Raw genomic sequence first — 14414 nt, 5'->3', positions numbered from 1 at the left:
CACGCCGACGCCCACCCCCACTCCGACGCCCACACCTCCTCCGCCGAAGCCCCCTCCCCCGCCGCCCCCCGCCCCTGAGCCTCCTCCAAGGAAGCCGCCGGCCCCGAAGCCCGAGGCGCCGCCCGCGCCCACACCGACTCCGACACCGAGCCCCACCCCGGCGCCGGCCCGTCCTGCGGCTCCCGCGCCGGCCCCGTCGGCGACGCCCGCGCCCCGGCCGTCGCTGAGCCCGGTGCACTACCCGCGCTACCGCGCGGCCCGGCCCCAGCAGCGGTCCTCCCGCGGGGCCACGTCACCGCTCGTCTTCGTCCTGCTCATCACGGTGCCCGCGGTGGTCGCCGTCGCCGCGCTCCGTGCGCGCTGATCCCTGGAGCCCCTCTTGCCGGAATGGCTTGTTCTCACCCTCGCGATGCTGGCCGCCTGTGTCGTGGTGGTCATCATCACCGTCGTACGGCACCGCAGGGCGTCCGACGACGAGGACATCACCGAGACCCCGGACGTCATCGAGTACATGACGATGTGGATCGGTGTGGTGTACGCCATCGTCCTGGGTCTGGCCATCGCGGGTGTCTGGGAGGCACGCAGCGCCGCCCAGGACCACGTGCAGACGGAGGCGGTGGCGCTGCACGAGATCTCGGAACGCGTCCGGGTCTATCCCCCCGACATCCGTGACCGCATCCGGGAGGATGTCAACGCCTATGTCGGACACGTCGTGACCACCGAGTGGAAGGTCATGGCCGACCGCGGCGAGATGACCGAACGCGGTGCCGAGCTCCTCGACCGCGTCCGCGCCGACGTCACCGACTACGAACCGCAGTCGGACTTCGAGGCGCAGGCGTACCAGCCGCTCGTGGACCAGGTGACCGCCGCGGACCAGGCCCGTATCGCCCGGGCGGAGTCGACCGGGGCGACCATGCCGGGTGTGGTGTGGTTCGGGCTCATCACGGGGGGCGTCGTCACTGTCGGCATGGTCTTCGCCCTCCAGATCCGGCGGACACCGCGCGAACTGATCCTCGCCGGACTGTTCTCGGCGCTGATCGCGTTCCTGCTCTTCCTGATCTGGGACTTCGACGCACCGTTCAGCCGCGGGGTCGCGGCGTCGACGGACCCCTTCGTGAACCTCTTCCCCGGGGCGAAGGACTGAGCTCTCCTCCCCGCCGCCCGCAGTCGTCCGCGCCCCTCGGCGGCCCCCGCACCGGGGGCCGCCGAGGGGCGTCCGACACTCCGGCGCCCTCCCCTGACCGGCCCACACGATTGACCCGTTCGCCCTACAGCGATCGCGCCCGGGGGTCCGCCTTCCTAGCGTTCCGAACATCGAGGTGCATTCGTGGCACGTGCGGAACAGGTCCGCCGCCGCTCCTCGGGGACCCGGAGGATTCACCATGCGCGCGATACCCGTCGCCTCGGTCGCACTGCTGGGCGCCGCCGCCCTCTCGGGCTGCGTACCGGCCGGGGCGGCCGTGGGCGGCAGTTCGACGTTCGGCTTCACCGTCCGTCCCGCCACCGTGGCACCGGGCGGCGAGGTCACCCTGGGGGTGGGCCGGGGCGCCGGCGGGTGCCACGGACGCGTCACGGTCGAGTCGCCGGTGTTCGACACGGTCACCATCCCGCGGCACGAGTCGTCGGCGACCGCACGGGTCGACCGGGACGCCCGTCGCGGAGCGGTCTACCAGGTGACGTTCGCGTGCGACGGCAGGACCGAGGCGGTGGACCTGACCATCGCGGGCGGCCACTCCCACCACCCCTCCGGGGAGTCCGGTCACCCCAAGGGCGTGCACGCCGGCGAGGGGGGCAGCGTCGCCGGGTTCGACGTGCGGGAGATCGGGCTCGGCCTCGCCCTCGTCGCGGGTTCGGCCGGGGCCGCGTACCACCTCTCGCGGCGCCGCACCGGCGAGGACGGGGCCTGACCCTTCCGCGCCGCACGCGCCGGGCTTCGCCCCGGACCCGCGACGGGTCCGGGGCGAAGCCCTTGCGGCGTACGACGCGCGATCCGCCGGTGCGACACCCGCGTGGCCCGCAGGGGACCGGACGGGACCGCCCCCCGAAGGCGGAGCCCGCCCGTGACGCCCGGGACCGCGTCAGAACCGCCGCTCGGCCCTGCGGCGCATCCAGAACAGACCGCCGCCTGCGACGGCCGCGACGACCAGCCCGCCGCCGATCGCGATGTCGGTCGGCGTCGCCCCGCTGGAGCTGCTGCCCCCGATGCCACCGCGGACGCCGCCGATGACGGTGAAGGCGGCCGGCCGCGTGAGTCGCCGGCCCGAGCAGTTGACGGTGATGTCGTACGAACCCGGCCGGGCGTCCTGCCTGATCGTGGCGGTGCCCCTGGACGTCTCGTTGGCGCCCCTGACCGGGGTCAGGTGGGTCGTCCGGAACGCGTCCGAGGTCATCGTGCCGCCCTGCGGGCAGCCGTCGACCGTGACGGTCATCTGGCCGCCCCGGGCGATCACACTGGGCAGGGCGACGATGTTGCTCGGCTGGTTGTGGTCGCCGCCGGCGGTTGCCGTGGGGGCGCCCAGTCCGAGGACAGCGACCGCGGCGCCGGCTGCCGCGAGGGCACGAGTGTTGCGCATGTGATCCTCCGCGGAAGACGCCCCGGGACCCGTCCCCGGTCGATCGGCGAGAAAGCGCCTCCCAGATAGACCCTCAGTTGCCGTGCGCGGGGCCGCATTTCGGGAATGGTCCGTCCTGGTGAGGGGCGTGCCGCGCCGGAACCGCGCGACCGGATATCACCGCAGGTCACGGACCGTCAGAAATTTCCCGCCCGAGCGTCCCGGATGGCTCACGGAAGAGCGGGGCGCCACCCGTTCGCCGCCGCCCCGTCGCCGGTCGGACGTGCGGCGCTTAGCGTGCTCGTATGCGCGGACGACCGGGCGACGGCCGGGTCGAGAGGGGATGGCCAATGGATGCGTCCGAGTGGGCCGAAGAGGAGGAGCGGCGGAGGAAACGCGCTCCCTGGGGCGTGATAGCGCTGGTCCTGCTGACCGGGCTCGCGCTCATCCGCAACGGTTCGGGAGAGTTCGACCAGGGCCCGCCGCAGCCGGCGTCCGCCGCGGCCTCGGACAGCCGCGTCACGAGGGGGGAGGGCACCGTCCCGGGCCTCGCCCCGCTGCCGTACTCGGTGCCCGACCAGGTCACCGTCCCCGCCATCCAGGTCGACGCGCCGATCATGCCGGTCGGTCTCGACGCGGACGGCTGGGTCGACGCTCCGCCGGCCGAGGACCCGAACCTGGCCGGCTGGTTCACCGGCGCGGTCTCCCCCGGCGAGAAGGGCACCGCGGTGGTGGTCGGCCATGTCGACAACCAGCAGGGACCCGCCGTCTTCTACGGGCTCGGTGCGCTGAAGAAGGGCAACAAGGTGGAGGTGCGCCGCCAGGACGGGAAGACGGCGGTCTTCGAGATCTACGGCATCGAGGTCTTCGAGAAGGACGACTTCCCCGGCGACCGGGTCTACGCGTCCAAGGGCGCCCCGGAGCTGCGGGTCATCACCTGCGGTGGCGGTTTCTCGAAGCAGAACGGCTACGAGGGGAACGTCGTCGCCTTCGCCCGCATGACCGGGGTCCGCTGAGCGGGCCCCGGCCGGGCGGGCGCGACCGGCGTCAGGCGTAGCGGCGCCGGGGGACGGTGAGGTGGTAGCCGGAGTCCAGCAGCTCGGGCAGGTAGGAGCGCAGGGCCCGCACGGTCTGCGAGCGGTCGCCCCCGGCGTCGTGCGAGAGCACCACGACGCCGGGGGCGGCGCCGTCCTCGACCCGTTCGACGATGGTGCCGGTGCCGGGGGTGGTCCAGTCGAGGGTGTCCACGGTCCAGGCGAGCGGTTCCATGCCCAGTTCCGCGCCGAGCTGGAAGGCGGCGCGGTTCCACGCCCCGTACGGCGCCCGGAACCAGCGGGGCGGCTCGCCGCAGGCCTCCTCGACGACCTCGCTCGTGCGCTCCATCTCGGAGCGGATGCGCCGCCGGGTGAGGCGGGTCAGCAGCGGGTGGGACCAGGTGTGGTTGCCGACGACGTGACCCTCGTCGGCCATCCGGGAGAGCAGGCCCTTGTTGTGGTCCGCCATCTCCCCGCACACGAAGAACGTCGCGCGCACGTCGTACTTCGCCAGGGTGTCCAGGATGTCCGGGGTGTAGCGGGAGTCGGGTCCGTCGTCGAAGGTGAGCATCATGGTGCGGCCGCGGCCCGAGACCCGCAGGATCGGCTCGCTGCGCACCGGGGGCCGCCGCGGCGCGGCAGGGGGCGCGCCGTATCCGGTCAGGGGCTGCAGGCGGTGGGCGGAGGCGTTGAGCGGGCGACGGACCGCGGGGCCCGGGGCGGGGGCGACCGGTCGGGCCGGTCCGTCCCCCGTGCCCACCGCGAGCGCGCCGGCGGTGCCGGCCGCGCCCACGGCCGCGGCGCCGGCGAGCAGTGCGCGGCGTCGTGTGAGCAATTGATCCTTCTTCATGACTCATCCCTCGCCCGGTCGCGGTCCGGCGCACCGGAGAAACACCGGGGCGGCGGCACGAGACCACCCACACGGCCGAGGGCCGCGGGTGACTCCGATAGCCTCACCGCGTGACGGAACAGCACTCCCAGCAGTTCGAACGGGGCACGGACGGGCCGAAGGTCATCGTCGCCGGGGTGGACGGCTCCGACTCCTCGCTCCGGGCCGCCGCCTACGCGGGCGGTCTGGCACGGCGCCAGCGCGCGCTGCTCGCCGTGGTGTACGTGCAGCCGGTGCTGGTGGCGGGAGCGTCGCTCGGGGCCCCGGTGGCGGGGACGACCGACGAGATCGCCGAGGACCTGGTGGCCCAGATCCGCGACGCGACCGAGCGGGTCAAGGGGATATTCGACCTCCGCTGGGAGTTCCACACCTTCCGCGGCGACCCCTACAACGGTCTGGTCAAGGCGGCCGACGACCTGAAGGCCGACGCCGTCGTCGTGGGAGCCTCCGAGCAGGCGGGGCACCGGATCGTCGGTTCCGTCGCGGTGCGGCTGGTGAAGGCGGGGCGCTGGCCCGTGACGGTGGTGCCGTAGCACCCGTACGGGGCGGTGCGTGCGTCGCGGCTTCCGTCGCGGGTGGGTGTGCGTCATCATGATCCACCGTCAGCCGTTTGCCGTTCACAAAGAGGTGAGGCGCATGGCCGGGTTCCGTATGGGCGAGGGCGTTCTCCGCCGCAAACCCATCGAGCACATCGAGGACACGGAGGGCGGGGAGGGCGGCGGCCTGCAGCGGACGCTGGGGCTGTGGCAGCTGACCGCGATCGGTGTGGGCGGCATCATCGGTGCGGGCATCTTCACCCTGGCCGGCACGGTCGCCAACGGCACGGCGGGGCCGGCGGTCCTCATCTCCTTCCTCATCGCGGGGGTCGCGAGCGCGGCGGCGGCGCTGTCGTACGCCGAGTTCGCCGGGCTGATCCCGAAGGCGGGCTCCGCCTACACCTACGGCTACGCGGTCCTCGGTGAGCTGGTGGGCTGGTTCATCGGCTGGGACCTGCTGCTGGAGTACACGGCCATCGTGGCGGTGGTCGCGATCGGCATCTCCGGTTACTTCAGCTTCCTGGTCGGCGAGATGGGAGCCGACCTGCCGGACTGGATGCTGGGTGCTCCCGGCACCGGCGGCGGGCACAAGGTCGACCTCTTCGCGGCGGTGCTGTGCCTGTTGATCGCCTACCTGCTGACGCTCGGCATCAAGAACGCGGCCCGCTTCGAGATGGTCGTGGTCGTGCTGAAGGTGCTGGTGGTGCTGCTGGTGATCGCGGTCGGCGTCTTCCACATCAACACCTCGCACTACGACCCGTTCTTCCCCTTCGGGGTCGGAGGAGCCTTCACCGGCGCGGCGACGGTCTTCTTCGCGGTCTTCGGCTACGACGCCATGTCGACGGCGGCCGAGGAGTCCAAGGACGCCCAGCGGCACATGCCGAAGGCGATCATCTACTCGCTGGTCATCTCGATGGTGCTGTACGTGGCGGCCTGTCTGGTGCTGACCGGCATGCAGGACTACAAGGAGATCGACCCGGAGAGCGGCTTCTCGACGGCGTTCAAGTCGGTGGGGCTGAGCGGTCTGGCCGACGTCATCGCGGTGGGCGCCATCATCGGCATCCTCACGGTGATGTTCACCTTCATGCTCGGCGTCACGCGTGTGTGGTTCTCCATGTCCCGGGACGGGCTGCTGCCCAAGTGGTTCGCGAAGACCCACCCGACGCGGCACGTGCCGACCCGGGTCACCTGGATCGTCGGGGTGGCGTCGGCCGCGATCGCCGGGTTCCTGCCGATCGGCGAGGCGGCCGAGCTGACCAACATCGGCATCCTGCTGGCGTTCGTGGTGGTGTGCGCGGCGGTGATCGTGCTGCGCTACCGGCAGCCGGACCTGCCGCGCACCTTCCGGACGCCGTGGATGCCGGTGGTGCCGGCCCTGGGGATCGTCTTCTCGATCTGGCTGATCACCTTCCTGCAGTGGCAGACGTGGGCGCGGTTCGCGGTGTGGCTGCTGGTCGGGCTGGTGATCTACTTCGGGTACTCGTACCGCAAGTCGGAGCTGGCGCGCCGCTAGACACCGACCGGCGGCAGGCCGCGCAGGAAGTCGACGAGGATCTCGTTGAAGGCGCCCGGCCGCTCCATGTTCGGGTAGTGCGCGGCGCCCTCGACGGTGACGGAGCGGCCGTCCGGGACCGTGCGGGCCAGCCGCTGCGCCTCGGCGATCAGGTCGGGCGCGTCCAGGGCGCCGTTGACGGTGAGGACCGGGACGTCGATCTTCGGGACGCGGGCCCAGGTGCCGGTGAGGGGCACGTGGTGGTTCTCCTCGTCCGGAGCGTGCTTGGCGAGGGTGCCGAGGGCCATCTCGCGCAGCCGGCGCAGGACGGCCGGGTCGACGTCGCCGAGGTCGCGGTGCTCCCCGGGGACGAAGCGCAGGAACTCCGTGAGCCAGCCCTCGACGTCGCCCGCGCCCAGTGCGCGGGCCTGTTCGGCCTGTACCCGCCGCACCCACGGGTCGGTGTACGCGAACTCGCTGGTGGCCGCCCCGCACGCCACCACCGCGCGGACCAGCTCCGGGTGCTCCAGCACGGTGTCGGTGGCGATGGCGCCGCCCATGGACACGCCGACCAGCACCGCGGGCCCCGCGTCGAGGTGGCGCAGCAGGGCGGCGAGGTCGTCGGCCCAGCGGAACGGCCGGGTCGCGTTGGCCGAGGAGCCGTGGCCGCGGACGTCGGGTGCGACGACCCGGTGGCCGGCCGCCAGGGCCGGGATCTGGGCGTCGAAGACACGGTGGTCGACGAATCCGGAGTGGAGCAGGACGACGAGGTCGCCGGCTCCGGTGTCGCGGTAGGCCAGGTCGCCGTCGGTGGAGGCGAAGAAGCGCAGGTCCGATCCAGCAGTCATGACAACCAAGGTGTCATGATGGCAGTTAATTGGCAACCAGGGTGTCAAGATGGTGGGGTGAAGGACATCGACGCACCCCTCCCTCCGGACCTCCTCGCCCGGCGTCTCACCGAGGTGTACGACCTGGTCGGCCCCCTCTACCGGCGCGCGCAGCGCAGCGTCGAGCAGGGCCTGACGGCCGACGGCCTGTCCGTCGGCGTCCGCGCCGTGCTGGCCCTGCTGCACCGGGGCGGACCGATGACCGTGCCGCGGATGGCCCGGGCCCAGGCGATCAGCCGTCAGTTCGTGCAGCGGATGGTCAACGAGGCCGCGGCGCAGGACCTGGTGGAGAGCGTCCCCAACCCCTCGCACCGGCGGTCCTCGTTGATCCGCCTCACCGACCGGGGCCGGGAGACCGTCACGGCCGTCCTGGACCGGGAGCACCGGATACTGCGCGAGGTCGGCGGCGATCTCACGGACGCCGACGTCGCCACGTGCCTGCGGGTGCTCGGGGCGATGCTGACGGCCCTGGACCACGTGGACGAGGGCTGACCTACTCCCCCATCACCAGCCCGTCCTCGGCCGCGCCCCGGCTGAGCACGACGTCGCGGATGCGGTCGCGCACCGCCCGCACCTCGGCGCCCTTCTCCAGCGCGCGGTTGAGGTTCACCACCCGCCCGGCGTCGACGTCGAAGAGCTGCGGGACGAACTCGGCCTTGGTCACCCGCCAGCGTTCGCCGGAGCGGGCGGGCGGGGCGAAGGTGAAGCGGCCGATGGTCGACTGGTTGCCCCGCGGGTCGCGCTCCCCGTCGCCGTTGATCATCTCGCCCGCGATCTGGTCGCCCATCCCGTAGATCACCCAGGTGCCGTTGACCTTCTCGTACGCCTGCGGGACATGGGCGTGGGTGCCGAGGATCAGGTCGATGTCGGGGCGGTCGCCGGTCCGCGCGGCGGTCAGGGTCTCGGCCAGGGTCAGCTGGTCCTGGTCGGGCTCGTCCTGCCATTCGGTGCCCCAGTGCAGGGACACCGCCACGATGTCCGCGCCCGCCCGACGGGCGGCCCGGGCGTCCGCGACGATCCGCTCCTCGTCGATCATGCCGACCGCCCAGGGCTGCCCGTCGGGCACGGGGTGGCCGTTGGTGTGGAGGGTGTAGGCGAGGTGGGCCACCTCGGCCCGGCCCGCGCGCAGCACCGTCGCGGTGCGCGCCTCGGCCTCGGTGCGCGCGGTCCCGGCGTGCCGTACACCGGCGCGGTCCAGGGCGTCCAGGGTGCGGCGGATGCCGTCGGCGCCGTCGTCGACGCTGTGGTTGGAGGCGGTGGAGCAGCCGTCGTAGCCGGTGGCGGCCAGGGCCTCGGCCACCTCGGGCGGCGACTTGAAGAGGGGGTAGCCGCTGTAGTCGCCGTGCGCGCCGTACACGGTCTCCATGTGGCACAGGGCGAGGCCGGCGCGCGAGACGACGGGGCGGGCACCGGCGAGCATGGGGCGGAAGTCGTAGCCGGTGCCGCCGGCGTCGAAGCGGGCCCGCTCGATGATCGAGTCGTGCGGCAGTACGTCGCCGGAGGCGACCAGGGTGAAGACACCGGGGTCCGCCGCGGACGGGGCCGGGGCCGGCCGTCGCGGTGGCTCGTGGTCGCGGGCCTGGCAGGCCGCGCCCACGGTGAGAAGGGCGGTCAGGGCCAGGGCCACCTGCCGACTGCGTGTGATCATCCGTTCGCTCCGCTGGGGTCGCACACACCGATGATTAGTCACATTTACCTATGAACAGGAAATGAGGTACACATCGCCCCGGGCGGCTCCGACACGCCCATTAGCCCGTCCGGCGTGCGCGAACGGGGTGGGGCGACCGTTCGTCGAACCGTTCGTCGACGCGATCGACCGTCCGTCGCACACCCGTGCGCGCGCCCTGTCCCCGGACGGCGCCCTGCGATGCCATACGGCCATGACGGCCGGAATCACCCTGATGGACAGGACGCACGGGACGACCGCCGAGCACGAGCTCGCCGCACTGCAGCGCGAGCACGGCCGGCCACTGTTCGCGCTGCTGCTGCGGCTCAGCGACGGCGACCGACAGCGCGCGGAGGACCTGGTGCAGGAGACGCTGGTCCGCGCCTGGCAGCACCCCGAGGCCCTGCGCGCCGACGACTTCGACTCCGTCCGGCCGTGGCTGCTGACCGTGGCCCGGCGCCTGGCCATCGACGCCCGCCGGGCCCGGCAGGCACGGCCCGCGGAGGTCGGCGACGCCGACCTGGAGAACGTACGGGTCTGCGCCGATCACGCCGAACGGGCCGCCGCGGCCCTGGACGTGCGCGAGGCTGTGAAGACACTCACTCCGGAGCACCGTGAAGTCCTGGTGCTGGTGTACTTCCAGGGGGCGAGTGTGGCGGAAGCGGCGGCAGCCCTCGGCATCCCGCCCGGTACCGTGAAGTCCCGCGCGTACTACGCGCTGCGCGCCCTGCGCAGGGTGCTACCGGGTTACGCCGCCGACCTGCGGTGAAACCGACCTTTTGGTCAAGCCTCCGTAAAGCGCCTTGCCGTGGACCCCGGTTGAGTAATCGGCTGTCCTCATCCGTGTTCCGGACGGGGGCCCATGACCCGGGTCGGGCGACGCGCACGCACCGGAGGAAGGCAGGAAGGGATGCTGCACAGAGGCCAAGAGAGCACGGACGGCACCGGCGGGGGCGAACTGGCCGTCCCCATGGCGTGGTTGTACGCCGAGTACATCGCCGACGAGCTGCTGCGGACCGGCGACCTGATGCCGCCCACGTCCTTCGAGTTCCGCGCCGGGCGGGACGCGCTGGCGCTGACCGTCTTCCTGTCCGACACCGAGGACGAGCTCAGCGGCATCCGGGTCATCACCCGGCTGGAGACCTGGCTCTCGCTGACCGCCTACGACCAGCCGTGGCACACGTGGGTGCGGGAGCGCCTGGCGGAGGTCACGGCCGACGCGGTCGCCGCCGGCCGGCACTCGCCGGACCTGGAACTCGCCCGGGCGGCGTGGCGCTGGCTCCGGGACACCGAACTGCTCGCCCCCGACCTGAACGCCGTACCGGGCGGGGCGGTGACCGGGGAGGACGAGGGGCCGAAGGTGTGGACGCCGGCCTGGCAGCTGGGGCTGCCGCTCGGGCACCTCGCCATCCACCTCTTCTAGGCGTCCGGTCCTCCCGTCGACTTCTTCCGGGCGGGGACCAATCCGCGGGCCGTTCCGCTCCGAACCCCTTGGTTGCGATTCTGTCCGTGCCTTGAATGATTCGGCTGTGCGGTGCGTACGGGTGGGAGCAAGGAGTAACCCCACCCGCACCCAACGGTACGAGGATTCGGCATGAGGTCCCTGGAGAGGCATCGCGACGTCGGCGCCTACGCGCTCGGCGTGCTGGACGAGGCGGAAGCGTTCCGCTTCGAGGACCACCTCATGGAGTGCCCCCGGTGCGCGGCGCAGGTGACCGAGTTCGGCCCCGCCACCCGCCAGTTGATGCTGTACCGGGAGGCGACGCCACGGTTCGTCACCCCTCTGACCAGGCCCGGACCGCGGCTGCTGGACCGCCTGCTGTCCGAGGTGGCCGCACGCCGCCGGGCCGTGCGCAGGCGGGTGCTGTACGCCGTGGCCGCCGCGGTCGTGTGCGCCGTGGCCGGTCCCGGGGTCGCGCTCTACGCGAGCCAGGCCGACGCGGCGGTACGGCTCACCGCGACCGACGAGCGGTCCGGGGTGTGGGCGCGGATCACCACCGAGGACGAGACCTGGGGCACCGGTGTGCGGCTCGAGGTCAAGGACGGGTCCGGCCCGCGCTCCTGCCGTCTGATCGCCGTCGGCCGTGACGGCACGGAGCAGACGGTCACCAGCTGGAACGCCACCGGGCACGGCGCCCGGCCGGACACCATGCACGGCGGAGCCGCGCTGCGGCCCGACCAGATCGCCCGCTACGAGGTGCGGACCACGGACGGGGAACGCCTGGTGACACTCTCGTCCGGCTGAGCGGGGGCGCTCCGGCCGAGGCGGCCGCCCTACTTGAGCAGCCGGGACAGTCTCCGGTCCGCCAGCGGCTTGCCGCCGGTCTGGCAGGTCGGGCAGTACTGGAGCGAGGAGTCGCTGAAGGAGACCTCCCGTACCGTGTCGCCGCACACCGGGCACGGCTCGCCGGTGCGGCCGTGCACCCGCAGCCCGCTCTTCTTCTCGGCCTTCAGCCGGCCGGCCGCGACGCCCCGGGACCGCTCGACCGCCTCGGTGAGCGTGGCGCGCAGCGCCTCGTACAGCCGTGCGGTCTCCTCGTCGGTGAGGGAGGCGGCCAGCTTGAACGGGGACATCTTCGCGGCGTGCAGGATCTCGTCGCTGTACGCGTTCCCCACGCCCGCGATGAGGCTCTGGTCGCGCAGGGCGCCCTTGAGCTGCCGGCGCTCACCGTCGAGGAGGGCGGCGAAGCGGGCCTCGTCGAAGTCGTCGGCGAGCGGGTCGGGGCCGAGGCGGGCCACCCCCGGCACCTCCCGGGGGTCGGCCACGACGTACACGGCGAGACGCTTCTGGGTGCCCGCCTCCGTCAGGTCGAACCCGGCCCCGGTGTCCAGGGCGACGCGCAGCGCCAGGGGGCCCTTGCCGGGGCGGGGCGGACCGTCGGGGAGGCTGTCCTTCCAGTGCAGCCAGCCCGCCCGGGCCAGATGGGTGACCAGATGCGGGCCGCCGGCGGTCTCGACGTCGAGGAACTTGCCGTAGCGGTGCACGGCGGCCACCTGGTGGCCCTCCAGGGCGGAGAGCGGAGGGTCGTAGGTCTTCAGCACGCTGATCGCCACGGGCAGCACCCGGACGATCTCACGGTCGACGAGGTGCTCGGTCAGGAACTCCCTGAGCGCCTCGACCTCGGGCAGTTCGGGCATAGGTCCAGGGTGCCACCGGGGACCGACAGTGCCAGTGGGAATCAGCCCGAGCGGTGGGAGACGAGGAACTCGGACCACACGCACTTGCCGCGCCCGCGCGCCTCCACGCCCCACTGGTCGGCGAGCGTCTCGACCAGGAGCAGACCTCGTCCGGAGACGCCGGAGTCCCCGGCGTCGCGGCGGCGGGGCAGGGCGCTGGAGGAGTCCTCCACCTCGACCCGCAGCCGGCGGTCGGTCCCGGTGAGCAGCCGCAGGGTGACGATCGCGGAGCCCTCGGTGTGCATGAGGGCGTTGGTGACCAGTTCGTCGGCGACCAGTTCGATCTCGTCACTCTGCTGCCCGGCGCCCCAGGCACGGACCGCGGCGCGGATCATGTGCCGGGCCTCGGTGAGGGCCTCGGGGTCGCCCGGGGACACGTGCTGCTGGAGCCGGCCGAAGGTCCGGGGCGTTCCCAGCCCGTGCCGGCGCAGCAGGAGCAGCGCCACGTCGTCGTCCCCGCGGCGCTCCTCGGCCACCTCGATGAGCCGGTCGGCCAGGTCTCCGACGTCCCGCGGGCCGGAGGCCACCAGCGCCGTGAGGGCCTCTATCCCCTCGTCCAGGTCGGCACCGGGCTCCTCGACCAGACCGTCGGTGCACAGCACCAGCGTGTGCCCCGGGTCCAGCTCGACGGTGGAGACCGGGTAGGCGAGACGCCCGAACTCGGCGGACAGGCCGAGCGGCAGGCCGCCTTCGACGGGCACCCGGCGGCAGCTGCCGTCGCCGTGCCGCAGCAGGGGGTCGATGTGCCCGGCGCGGACCACCTGGACCACGCCGGTGGCCGGGTCGGCCTCCGCGTACAGGCAGGTCGCGAAGCGGTCGGTGTCGAGTTCGTGGAGGAAGACGGAGGCCCGCGCCATCACGGTGGCCGGGGGGTGGCCCTCGGCGGCGTAGGCGCGCAGCACGATGCGCAGCTGGCCCATGACGGCGGCGGCGTGCGTGTCGTGGCCCTGGACGTCGCCGATGACGGCGCCCACGCGTCCGCCGGGCAGCGGGATCAGGTCGTACCAGTCGCCGCCGATGTCGCGGCCGAAGGCGCCGCCGATGGTGGCCGCGCGGTAGCGGACGGCGACGTCGCAGCCGGGCACGCTGGGGATGGAGCGCGGCAGCATGGCTTGCTGGAGGCCCTCGGCGAGGTCCGTCTCCTGCTCGTAGAGCATGGCCCGTTGCAGGCTCTGCGCGATGCCGCTGCCGAGCGCGACCAGCACGTTGCGGTCCTCCGGGGAGAAGCCGCGCCGGTCGCTGTAGAGGAGCCCGATCGCGCCGATCGGCCGGGCCTGGGCGATCAGCGGCAGATAGGCGGCCGCGGTGATGTTCAGGTGGGTGATGTGCTGCCACAGGAGGGGGTAGCGCTCCTCGAACTCCTCCGGCGATTCGATGAAGCGGGGGCTGAGGGTCCGCACGGCCTCGCTCATCGGGTACGGCTCGTCGATCCGGGTGACGCGGGTGCCGGGGACGAAGCTGTTGTCGGGGCCGTCGGCGACCAGCCGGATGCGGCCGGCCTCGACCAGCCCCATCACGAGGCTGGTGGCGCCGAGGCGGGTGAGGCCGTGGGTGTCGCGCAGGACCTCGATGACGTCGTCCACCGTGCGGGCGTGCGCGAGGGCGGCCGTGGCGAGCTGGACGACGTTGGTGAGGCGCCTGCGGGCCTCGTCCTGCGCGGCCTGCTCGCGGCGGGCCTCGATGTCGCCGACCTCCTGGGTGGCGTCGCGGACGATGCCGATGATGCGGCGGGGGCGGCCGGTCTCGTCGCGGCGGATGTAACCCTGGGTACGGGTCCAGCGCAGGGTGCCGTCGCGGGTGCGCAGCCGGAAGTAGGTCCCGTAGTTCTCGCTGCCGTCCTTCATGGCCCGGGCGACGATGGCGTCCAGGCGGCTGCCCTCGGCCGCGGGGACGCGCACCGCCAGCGACTCCGGCCGCCCGTCGTACTCGTCCGGGCGCAGATCGAACACCTCGTGGGCCTGGGCGTCCATGTGGAACAGTCCCGTGTCCAGGTCCCAGTCGAAGCTGCCCATGCGGTTGAGCGCCAGGATGGGGTCCGGGTGGGCGGGCCAGTCGTCCGGGAGTGACAGGGCACTCGCTCCCCGATCAACCATGAGCTCCACCTTGCCAGGGTTTGTCCGATTCCTCGACTCCTGTCCGCCGCCCGGGTCGTGGAGGGCCGCCCGCCCACCGGGGTACACG

The 14414-nt window shown here is 72.9% G+C and carries 16 protein-coding genes; 10 read left to right on the top strand and 6 right to left on the bottom strand.

Going from position 1 to position 14414, the window contains the following annotated elements; translation table 11 throughout:
- Window positions 1–232 precede the first annotated feature (232 nt).
- The 3 genes from SAM23877_RS41865 to SAM23877_RS31355 all read left to right on the top strand — a co-directional run bounded on the left by SAM23877_RS41865 (window position 233) and on the right by SAM23877_RS31355 (window position 1907).
- The gene (locus SAM23877_RS41865) at window positions 233–364 is read left to right on the top strand and encodes a hypothetical protein (RefSeq protein ID WP_019330432.1); all 132 of its coding nucleotides are present in this window, start codon (window positions 233–235) and stop codon (window positions 362–364) included.
- Window positions 365–379: 15 nt separating this feature from the next.
- Window positions 380–1144 (top strand): bestrophin-like domain, encoded by a 765-nt coding sequence (locus tag SAM23877_RS31360; protein WP_079030548.1) that lies wholly within the window; start codon window positions 380–382, stop codon window positions 1142–1144.
- 238 nt (window positions 1145–1382) lie between these two features.
- Entirely contained in the window at window positions 1383–1907 is a 525-nt protein-coding gene (locus SAM23877_RS31355; protein ID WP_053140418.1) for a hypothetical protein, read from the top strand.
- Window positions 1908–2078: 171 nt separating this feature from the next.
- Here SAM23877_RS31355 and SAM23877_RS31350 read toward each other — a convergent pair whose 3' ends face one another.
- Window positions 2079–2573, bottom strand: a complete 495-nt coding sequence (locus tag SAM23877_RS31350) for a hypothetical protein (protein WP_053140415.1) — start codon at window positions 2571–2573, stop codon at window positions 2079–2081.
- Between the two features lie 329 nt (window positions 2574–2902).
- Between SAM23877_RS31350 and SAM23877_RS31345 the strand changes: the two genes are divergently transcribed.
- Window positions 2903–3568 carry a class F sortase gene (locus SAM23877_RS31345; RefSeq protein WP_053140411.1) on the top strand — a complete coding sequence of 222 codons (666 nt, stop codon included), beginning with the start codon at window positions 2903–2905 and terminating at the stop codon, window positions 3566–3568.
- A 31-nt stretch (window positions 3569–3599) separates the two neighbouring features.
- Here SAM23877_RS31345 and SAM23877_RS31340 read toward each other — a convergent pair whose 3' ends face one another.
- Window positions 3600–4436 carry a polysaccharide deacetylase family protein gene (locus SAM23877_RS31340; protein ID WP_053140408.1) on the bottom strand — a complete coding sequence of 279 codons (837 nt, stop codon included), beginning with the start codon at window positions 4434–4436 and terminating at the stop codon, window positions 3600–3602.
- Between the two features lie 110 nt (window positions 4437–4546).
- Between SAM23877_RS31340 and SAM23877_RS31335 the strand changes: the two genes are divergently transcribed.
- Entirely contained in the window at window positions 4547–5008 is a 462-nt protein-coding gene (locus tag SAM23877_RS31335; RefSeq protein WP_053140405.1) for a universal stress protein, read from the top strand.
- Window positions 5009–5111: 103 nt separating this feature from the next.
- Window positions 5112–6524 carry an amino acid permease gene (locus SAM23877_RS31330; protein ID WP_053140401.1) on the top strand — a complete coding sequence of 471 codons (1413 nt, stop codon included), beginning with the start codon at window positions 5112–5114 and terminating at the stop codon, window positions 6522–6524.
- Here the strand turns inward: SAM23877_RS31330 and SAM23877_RS31325 are convergent.
- Complete coding sequence (locus SAM23877_RS31325) at window positions 6521–7351, bottom strand: alpha/beta fold hydrolase (protein ID WP_053140398.1); 831 nt, start codon at window positions 7349–7351, stop codon at window positions 6521–6523. The genes SAM23877_RS31330 and SAM23877_RS31325 overlap by 4 nt on opposite strands.
- A 57-nt stretch (window positions 7352–7408) precedes the next feature.
- Between SAM23877_RS31325 and SAM23877_RS31320 the strand changes: the two genes are divergently transcribed.
- Window positions 7409–7882, top strand: a complete 474-nt coding sequence (locus SAM23877_RS31320) for a MarR family winged helix-turn-helix transcriptional regulator (protein ID WP_053140394.1) — start codon at window positions 7409–7411, stop codon at window positions 7880–7882.
- Window position 7883: 1 nt separating this feature from the next.
- On the opposite strand, the gene SAM23877_RS31315 is transcribed toward SAM23877_RS31320, so the two are convergent.
- Window positions 7884–9038, bottom strand: a complete 1155-nt coding sequence (locus tag SAM23877_RS31315; protein ID WP_053140390.1) for a CapA family protein — start codon at window positions 9036–9038, stop codon at window positions 7884–7886.
- Between the two features lie 232 nt (window positions 9039–9270).
- Here SAM23877_RS31315 and SAM23877_RS31310 point away from each other — a divergent pair, with 232 nt between their 5' ends.
- From SAM23877_RS31310 to SAM23877_RS31300, 3 genes are all read left to right on the top strand, one after another.
- Complete coding sequence (locus tag SAM23877_RS31310; protein WP_053143054.1) at window positions 9271–9825, top strand: sigma-70 family RNA polymerase sigma factor; 555 nt, start codon at window positions 9271–9273, stop codon at window positions 9823–9825.
- A 141-nt stretch (window positions 9826–9966) separates the two neighbouring features.
- Window positions 9967–10479 (top strand): hypothetical protein, encoded by a 513-nt coding sequence (locus SAM23877_RS31305; RefSeq protein WP_053140387.1) that lies wholly within the window; start codon window positions 9967–9969, stop codon window positions 10477–10479.
- A 171-nt stretch (window positions 10480–10650) separates the two neighbouring features.
- Entirely contained in the window at window positions 10651–11301 is a 651-nt protein-coding gene (locus tag SAM23877_RS31300) for a zf-HC2 domain-containing protein (RefSeq protein WP_053140384.1), read from the top strand.
- A gap of 29 nt (window positions 11302–11330) precedes the next feature.
- Here SAM23877_RS31300 and SAM23877_RS31295 read toward each other — a convergent pair whose 3' ends face one another.
- Window positions 11331–12194 (bottom strand): Fpg/Nei family DNA glycosylase, encoded by an 864-nt coding sequence (locus SAM23877_RS31295; RefSeq protein WP_053140381.1) that lies wholly within the window; start codon window positions 12192–12194, stop codon window positions 11331–11333.
- A 41-nt stretch (window positions 12195–12235) separates the two neighbouring features.
- Window positions 12236–14326 carry a SpoIIE family protein phosphatase gene (locus SAM23877_RS31290; RefSeq protein WP_053143052.1) on the bottom strand — a complete coding sequence of 697 codons (2091 nt, stop codon included), beginning with the start codon at window positions 14324–14326 and terminating at the stop codon, window positions 12236–12238.
- Window positions 14327–14414 lie beyond the last annotated feature (88 nt).

This window comes from Streptomyces ambofaciens ATCC 23877, assembly GCF_001267885.1.
Classification (GTDB): Bacteria; Actinomycetota; Actinomycetes; order Streptomycetales; family Streptomycetaceae; genus Streptomyces; species Streptomyces ambofaciens.
This window is presented reverse-complemented; position numbering and strand designations above follow the sequence as displayed.

Coding starts and splice junctions, on each gene's coding strand:
- SAM23877_RS31355 (WP_053140418.1), top strand. CDS start 1,383: ATGCGCGCGATACCCGTCGCCTCGGTCGCACTGCTGGGCGCCGCCGCC.
- SAM23877_RS31350 (WP_053140415.1), bottom strand. CDS start 2,573: ATGCGCAACACTCGTGCCCTCGCGGCAGCCGGCGCCGCGGTCGCTGTC.
- SAM23877_RS31345 (WP_053140411.1), top strand. CDS start 2,903: ATGGATGCGTCCGAGTGGGCCGAAGAGGAGGAGCGGCGGAGGAAACGC.
- SAM23877_RS31340 (WP_053140408.1), bottom strand. CDS start 4,436: ATGAAGAAGGATCAATTGCTCACACGACGCCGCGCACTGCTCGCCGGC.
- SAM23877_RS31330 (WP_053140401.1), top strand. CDS start 5,112: ATGGCCGGGTTCCGTATGGGCGAGGGCGTTCTCCGCCGCAAACCCATC.
- SAM23877_RS31325 (WP_053140398.1), bottom strand. CDS start 7,351: ATGACTGCTGGATCGGACCTGCGCTTCTTCGCCTCCACCGACGGCGAC.
- SAM23877_RS31315 (WP_053140390.1), bottom strand. CDS start 9,038: ATGATCACACGCAGTCGGCAGGTGGCCCTGGCCCTGACCGCCCTTCTC.
- SAM23877_RS31310 (WP_053143054.1), top strand. CDS start 9,271: ATGACGGCCGGAATCACCCTGATGGACAGGACGCACGGGACGACCGCC.
- SAM23877_RS31305 (WP_053140387.1), top strand. CDS start 9,967: ATGCTGCACAGAGGCCAAGAGAGCACGGACGGCACCGGCGGGGGCGAA.
- SAM23877_RS31300 (WP_053140384.1), top strand. CDS start 10,651: ATGAGGTCCCTGGAGAGGCATCGCGACGTCGGCGCCTACGCGCTCGGC.
- SAM23877_RS31295 (WP_053140381.1), bottom strand. CDS start 12,194: ATGCCCGAACTGCCCGAGGTCGAGGCGCTCAGGGAGTTCCTGACCGAG.
- SAM23877_RS31290 (WP_053143052.1), bottom strand. CDS start 14,326: ATGGTTGATCGGGGAGCGAGTGCCCTGTCACTCCCGGACGACTGGCCC.